This is a genomic window from Phocaeicola sp., from assembly GCF_048170425.1.
Lineage (GTDB): Bacteria > Bacteroidota > Bacteroidia > Bacteroidales > Bacteroidaceae > Phocaeicola.
This window is the reverse complement of record NZ_DBEXBB010000132.1, coordinates 1-5,373: the sequence shown is the minus strand read 5'-3', so window position 1 is coordinate 5,373 and position 5,373 is coordinate 1. Positions and strand designations below refer to the sequence as shown.

Sequence of the window (5,373 nt, the reverse complement as noted above, 5' to 3'; positions counted from 1 at the left end):
TGTCGCCCGATTTATATAGTATTGCGACTTGGGAAAACTTGCTACATATAAAATAGAATTGAAGAACATGATGGAAAACTCGGCTCATTATGAGTTTTCATTGACGAATCAGTTCTTTGCAGATATTGATGCTCCAGAAATTCAAAAAGGAAAGCTGCAAGTGCAGTTGGATGTGAAGAAAACGATGGGTGTTTATGTCCTGAATTTCCATATTGAAGGTTCAGTAGTTGTGCCGTGCGATCGCTGCTTGGATGACATGGAGTTATCGGTAGTGACGGATGATACGTTGAAAGTAAAACTAGGAGCTGCTTTTTCAGATGAGGACGATATAGTGATTGTACCGGAAGAAGACGGCTATATTAACGTTGCTTGGTTTATGTACGAGTTTATCGCATTGAGTATACCGATGAAGCATGTGCATGCTCCTGGAAAATGTAATAAAGGTGTGATGGGAGCATTAAACAAACATTTGCGCACTTCTGCTGATGAAGAGGAGGGAATGGATGACTTCCTGGATGAGGACGTCATAACAGATGAACCCTTAGAAGCGCGTAAGATAGATCCGAGATGGAACGAATTGAAGAAAATATTAGATAATAATTAAATAACAGTTTAGAAAAATGGCACATCCTAAAAGAAGACAATCAAAAACGAGAACTGCGAAGAGAAGAACTCATGACAAGGCAGTTGCTCCTACTTTAGCTATTTGTCCAAACTGTGGCGAATGGCATGTTTATCACACAGTATGTGGGGCTTGTGGTTATTACAGAGGTAAATTGGCAATCGAAAAAGAAGCTGCTCTTTAATAACTTGACGCTTTGTAGAACATCTTTACATGTTCCAGGGAAATTAAAGCCGGAGAGCCATTTCGGCTCCCCGGCTGTTTTTTATAGGCCACGAAATTAAGAAATGATGGAAAAAATAAATGCTGTAATTACAGGAGTCGGTGGATATGTACCTGATTATGTCCTGACAAATGAGGAATTGTCGAGAATGGTTGACACCAACGATGAGTGGATTATGACTCGTATCGGGGTGAAAGAAAGACGTATCCTGAACGAAGAAGGTTTGGGAACTTCGTATTTGGCCCGTAAGGCTGCCAAGCAATTGATGCAGAAAACGGATTCTGATCCAGCTTCTATTGATTGTGTGATTGTGGCTACGACAACTCCTGACTATCATTTCCCTTCTACTGCTTCTATTCTTTGTGACAAACTGGGGCTGAAGAATGCGTATGCATTTGATTTGCAGGCAGCTTGTAGCGGATTCTTGTATGCCATGGAAACTGCAGCCAGCCTGATTCAGTCTGGTCGTCATAAAAAAATTATCATTGTAGGCGCAGATAAGATGTCTTCAATGGTAAACTATGGAGACCGTGCGACATGTCCGATTTTTGGTGACGGAGCTGCGGCTTGTATGGTAGAAGCTACTACAGAGGACTATGGTATCATGGATTCTATTTTGCGTACAGATGGTAAAGGGCTTCCATTCCTACACATGAAAGCAGGTGGTTCAGTTTGTCCTCCTTCTTATTTTACAATTGACAATAAGATGCATTACTTGTATCAGGAAGGGAGAACGGTATTCAAATATGCTGTATCAAATATGTCTGACGTAACAGCTCAGATTGCAGAACGAAATGGCTTGAATAAGGATAATATCAACTGGATTGTACCTCATCAGGCGAATCTGCGAATCATTGATGCGGTTGCTTCTCGTTTGGAGGTTCCATTGGATAAGGTGATGGTTAATATCCAGCGCTATGGTAATACCAGTGCTGGAACTCTGCCACTATGCTTGTGGGATTATGAAAAGCAACTGAAGAAGGGTGATAATATCATTTTCACTGCGTTTGGTGCAGGATTTACCTGGGGGGCCAGCTATGTGAAGTGGGGTTATGACGGAAATAAATAAAGAAAAAATTAACACTACAGATAAAAAACGCATCCCAATCGATGCGTTTTTTTGTCTGTGAACTACTTTTTACTTATGCACAAAGCCGGATTTGTGAATATTGTAGGTAATCCGAATGTCGGAAAATCTACTTTGATGAACTTGCTGGTGGGGGAACGTATCTCTATCGCGACTTTCAAGGCTCAGACAACTCGCCATCGTATTATGGGTATTCTTAATACGGAGGATATGCAGATTGTCTTCTCTGATACTCCGGGGGTATTGAAGCCTAACTATAAACTTCAGGAGTCTATGCTCAACTTTTCGGAGTCGGCACTGGTGGATGCAGATGTGTTGCTGTATGTTACTGATACGGTGGAAAAACCGGATAAGAATGCAGAGTTTATGGAAAAGGTGCGCAACTTGAAGGTGCCGGTTTTGCTGCTGATTAACAAAATTGACCTGACCAACCAGGAGGATTTGGTTAAATTGGTAGAGGAATGGCACGAGATGCTACCTGAGGCGGAAATTATCCCTATCTCTGCAATAGCTAAATTCAATGTGGATGTGGTGATGAAGCGCATTAAGGAACTCTTGCCAGATTCTCCCCCCTATTTTGGAAAGGATCAATGGACGGATAAGCCTGCTCGTTTTTTTGTGACAGAGATTATTCGTGAAAAGATTTTGTTATATTATGACAAGGAGATTCCTTATTCAGTAGAGGTCGTAGTAGAACAGTTCAAGGAAGACGAGAAAAGTATCCATATCAATGCCGTAATTTATGTGGAACGTGATTCTCAGAAAGGTATTATTATCGGGCGTCAGGGAAAAGCTTTGAAGAAAGTGGCTACTGAAGCACGTAAGACATTGGAACACTTCTTCCGTAAATCCATTTATCTGGAGACATTTGTCAAGGTAGATAAGGATTGGAGAAGTTCTGACAAGGAGTTGAAAAATTTTGGTTATCAATTGGATTAATATCGGCTGCGAAGCCGTAAATGAAGATAATTATGGGAAATTTAGTTGCGATTGTGGGACGTCCCAATGTGGGAAAGTCGACACTGTTTAACCGTCTGACTAAGAGCCGTCAGGCGATTGTGAATGAACAGGCCGGTACAACCCGCGACCGACAGTATGGTAAGTCGGAATGGCTGGGAAAAGAATTCTCTGTGGTAGATACCGGAGGATGGGTAGTCAACTCGGATGATGTGTTCGAGGAGGAAATTCGCAAGCAGGTAATGCTGGCAATTGATGAAGCCGATGTCATTCTGTTTGTGGTAGACGTAATGAACGGAGTTACCGATTTGGATATGGAAGTAGCCGAAATCTTGCGCCGTTCTAAAACTCCTGTACTTTTAGTAGCAAATAAAACGGATAATAATGACCTGCAGTATAATGCGGCTGAGTTTTATTCCTTAGGTTTGGGCGATCCTTACTGTGTTTCTGCTTTGAGTGGAAGCGGTACAGGTGACTTACTGGATTTGATTTTAAGTAAGTTCAAGAAGGAGGCACCTGAAATTTTGGACGATGATATCCCTCGCTTTGCGGTGGTAGGACGTCCGAATGCCGGAAAGTCGTCTATCATCAATGCTTTCATTGGAGAAGACCGTAATATTGTGACAGAAATAGCGGGAACTACGCGTGATTCTATCTATACCCGTTACAATAAGTTTGGTTTTGATTTCTATCTGGTTGATACAGCCGGTATCCGTAAAAAGAATAAAGTGAGCGAGGATCTGGAGTATTATTCTGTAATCCGCTCCATCCGTTCAATCGAAAATTCGGATGTATGTATTCTGATGCTGGATGCTACACGTGGTATCGAAGGTCAGGATTTGAACATCTTCTCTTTGGTGCAGCGAAACCAGAAAGGACTTGTGGTAGTTGTCAACAAATGGGACCTGGTTGAGGATAAAACGGCTAAGGTAATGAAAGGATATGAAGATGCGATTCGCAATCGTCTGGCTCCTTTTACTGACTTTCCGATTGTCTTTACATCAGCCTTGACAAAACAGCGTATTCTGAAAGTGCTTGAATTGGCGAAGGAAGTTTACCAGGCACGTACGACAAGAATTCCGACTGCTCGTTTGAACGAAGAGCTTCTGCCATTGATTGAGGCTTATCCGCCACCTTCAAATAAAGGAAAGTATATCAAGATTAAGTATATCACTCAGCTGCCCAATACGCAGATTCCTTCATTTGTGTTCTTTGCCAACTTACCGCAATACGTGAAAGAGCCTTACCGTCGTTTCCTTGAAAATAAGATTCGTGAACGATGGAAGCTTTCGGGTACTCCAATAAACATCTTTATTCGTCAGAAATAAACGGTGAAAACATAGAATCTCTTGTTGTTACTTGCGTAATATAAGGACAACAAGAGATTTTTTTTGATAAAAATCGGTGCTTCTCTTGTGTATTCAGAAAATCGTGTTTATCTTTGCAGACGCAAACGAAAAACAAATGCCCAGATGGCGGAATCGGTAGACGCGCTGGTCTCAAACACCAGTGGAGTAACATCCATCCCGGTTCGACCCCGGGTCTGGGTACAAGAAAGAAAGCTAAGTATTTGATAATTCAATACTTAGCTTTTTCTTTTTATCGGAGATGTTCCCAAATTGTTCCCAATCATCCTTATGTATTCCACCAAAGATGGGCGTTTACTTCATGCCATCTATTACCTTTAGTATAGAATCGGGCTTTTCTACCATTCGCAATACAGAATCTGAATCAAATCCCATATATTCTATATAGGTTCGTATTAACTCATAATGCTCTTTGGCATATTTTGTATCTATGGCACGTGTAGCGTTGAAACAAATAGGTTCATGATGTGCTATTCGGTTACGAAATTCACGGATGGCAGTTAGTTGGTTGTAGATGTCTGTTTGCTTTAAACCATGCGCTTTGTTGGGGAATATTTGAAGAAGCGTTTTTCCTCCTATGCGGTAATTGCGTCTTGTAAACAGATAAGTCCAGAAACCAAATGTAAAGGAAGCTACCATCTTATCGTTGTTGTACACTCCCATATTTGTATAAGTGCGCTGTATGCGTACTATTTCGGAAGCTTCCTGTTCCAGCAATCCATTGGGTCTTGCTTGGTTGATTATCCAATTATCATCATTGAAGTATTGTTTGTAGTGAGCGTTTATAGCATTGCGTAGCATTATCTCAAACATACCGATAACCCCATAAAAACGTTGGCTCAACTTGATGTTACATTGGTATAGGCGCAAGGTTTTGGCTTTTTCATAGCCACTTGCTTGTGCGTATTTATTTAATCTTGCAGGGGATAGTACCTGCAAACATTCGTCATATTTCATTTGGTATAAGTTTAAAAGTTTAAAAGCAAGACTTTTCTTGCAAATATAGAAATTAATGCCTATATTTGCAAGCGTAAGACCCTGTTGTCCCTGCTGAACAAGCAAACTTCAGGGTTATTGTTTTTTATCTGGGTTCTATTATACGTTTTTGATTTTAAAA

General features: G+C 40.9%; 6 protein-coding genes and 1 tRNA gene. 6 read left to right on the top strand and 1 reads right to left on the bottom strand.

The window, feature by feature from the left end:
• Window positions 1-67: 67 nt before the first annotated feature.
• The 6 genes from ACMJ0U_RS05270 to ACMJ0U_RS05245 all read left to right on the top strand — a co-directional run bounded on the left by ACMJ0U_RS05270 (window position 68) and on the right by ACMJ0U_RS05245 (window position 4,439).
• Complete coding sequence (locus tag ACMJ0U_RS05270; protein WP_417128643.1) at window positions 68-604, top strand: YceD family protein; 537 nt, start codon at window positions 68-70, stop codon at window positions 602-604.
• Between the two features lie 16 nt (window positions 605-620).
• On the top strand, window positions 621-806 hold the full coding sequence (gene rpmF, locus ACMJ0U_RS05265) for a 50S ribosomal protein L32 (protein ID WP_007559879.1): 186 nt from the start codon (window positions 621-623) through the stop codon (window positions 804-806).
• 106 nt (window positions 807-912) lie between these two features.
• Window positions 913-1,914 (top strand): beta-ketoacyl-ACP synthase III, encoded by a 1,002-nt coding sequence (locus tag ACMJ0U_RS05260; protein ID WP_417128645.1) that lies wholly within the window; start codon window positions 913-915, stop codon window positions 1,912-1,914.
• Between the two features lie 75 nt (window positions 1,915-1,989).
• Window positions 1,990-2,871, top strand: coding sequence for a GTPase Era (gene era / locus ACMJ0U_RS05255; protein ID WP_417128642.1), 882 nt, complete (start codon window positions 1,990-1,992; stop codon window positions 2,869-2,871).
• Between the two features lie 32 nt (window positions 2,872-2,903).
• Window positions 2,904-4,217 (top strand): ribosome biogenesis GTPase Der, encoded by a 1,314-nt coding sequence (gene der, locus ACMJ0U_RS05250; RefSeq protein ID WP_417128640.1) that lies wholly within the window; start codon window positions 2,904-2,906, stop codon window positions 4,215-4,217.
• Window positions 4,218-4,355: 138 nt separating this feature from the next.
• A tRNA-Leu gene (locus tag ACMJ0U_RS05245) sits at window positions 4,356-4,439 on the top strand.
• A gap of 111 nt (window positions 4,440-4,550) precedes the next feature.
• Here ACMJ0U_RS05245 and ACMJ0U_RS05240 read toward each other — a convergent pair.
• Window positions 4,551-5,213 carry an Abi family protein gene (locus ACMJ0U_RS05240; protein WP_302584985.1) on the bottom strand — a complete coding sequence of 221 codons (663 nt, stop codon included), beginning with the start codon at window positions 5,211-5,213 and terminating at the stop codon, window positions 4,551-4,553.
• Window positions 5,214-5,373: the final 160 nt, after the last annotated feature.

Excerpts from the sequence above, each read along its gene's own strand:
- era (WP_417128642.1), top strand. The coding sequence starts at position 1,990 with ATGCACAAAGCCGGATTTGTGAATATTGTAGGTAATCCGAATGTCGGA.
- ACMJ0U_RS05270 (WP_417128643.1), top strand. The coding sequence starts at position 68 with ATGATGGAAAACTCGGCTCATTATGAGTTTTCATTGACGAATCAGTTC.
- rpmF (WP_007559879.1), top strand. The coding sequence starts at position 621 with ATGGCACATCCTAAAAGAAGACAATCAAAAACGAGAACTGCGAAGAGA.
- ACMJ0U_RS05260 (WP_417128645.1), top strand. The coding sequence starts at position 913 with ATGGAAAAAATAAATGCTGTAATTACAGGAGTCGGTGGATATGTACCT.
- ACMJ0U_RS05240 (WP_302584985.1), bottom strand. The coding sequence starts at position 5,213 with ATGAAATATGACGAATGTTTGCAGGTACTATCCCCTGCAAGATTAAAT.
- der (WP_417128640.1), top strand. The coding sequence starts at position 2,904 with ATGGGAAATTTAGTTGCGATTGTGGGACGTCCCAATGTGGGAAAGTCG.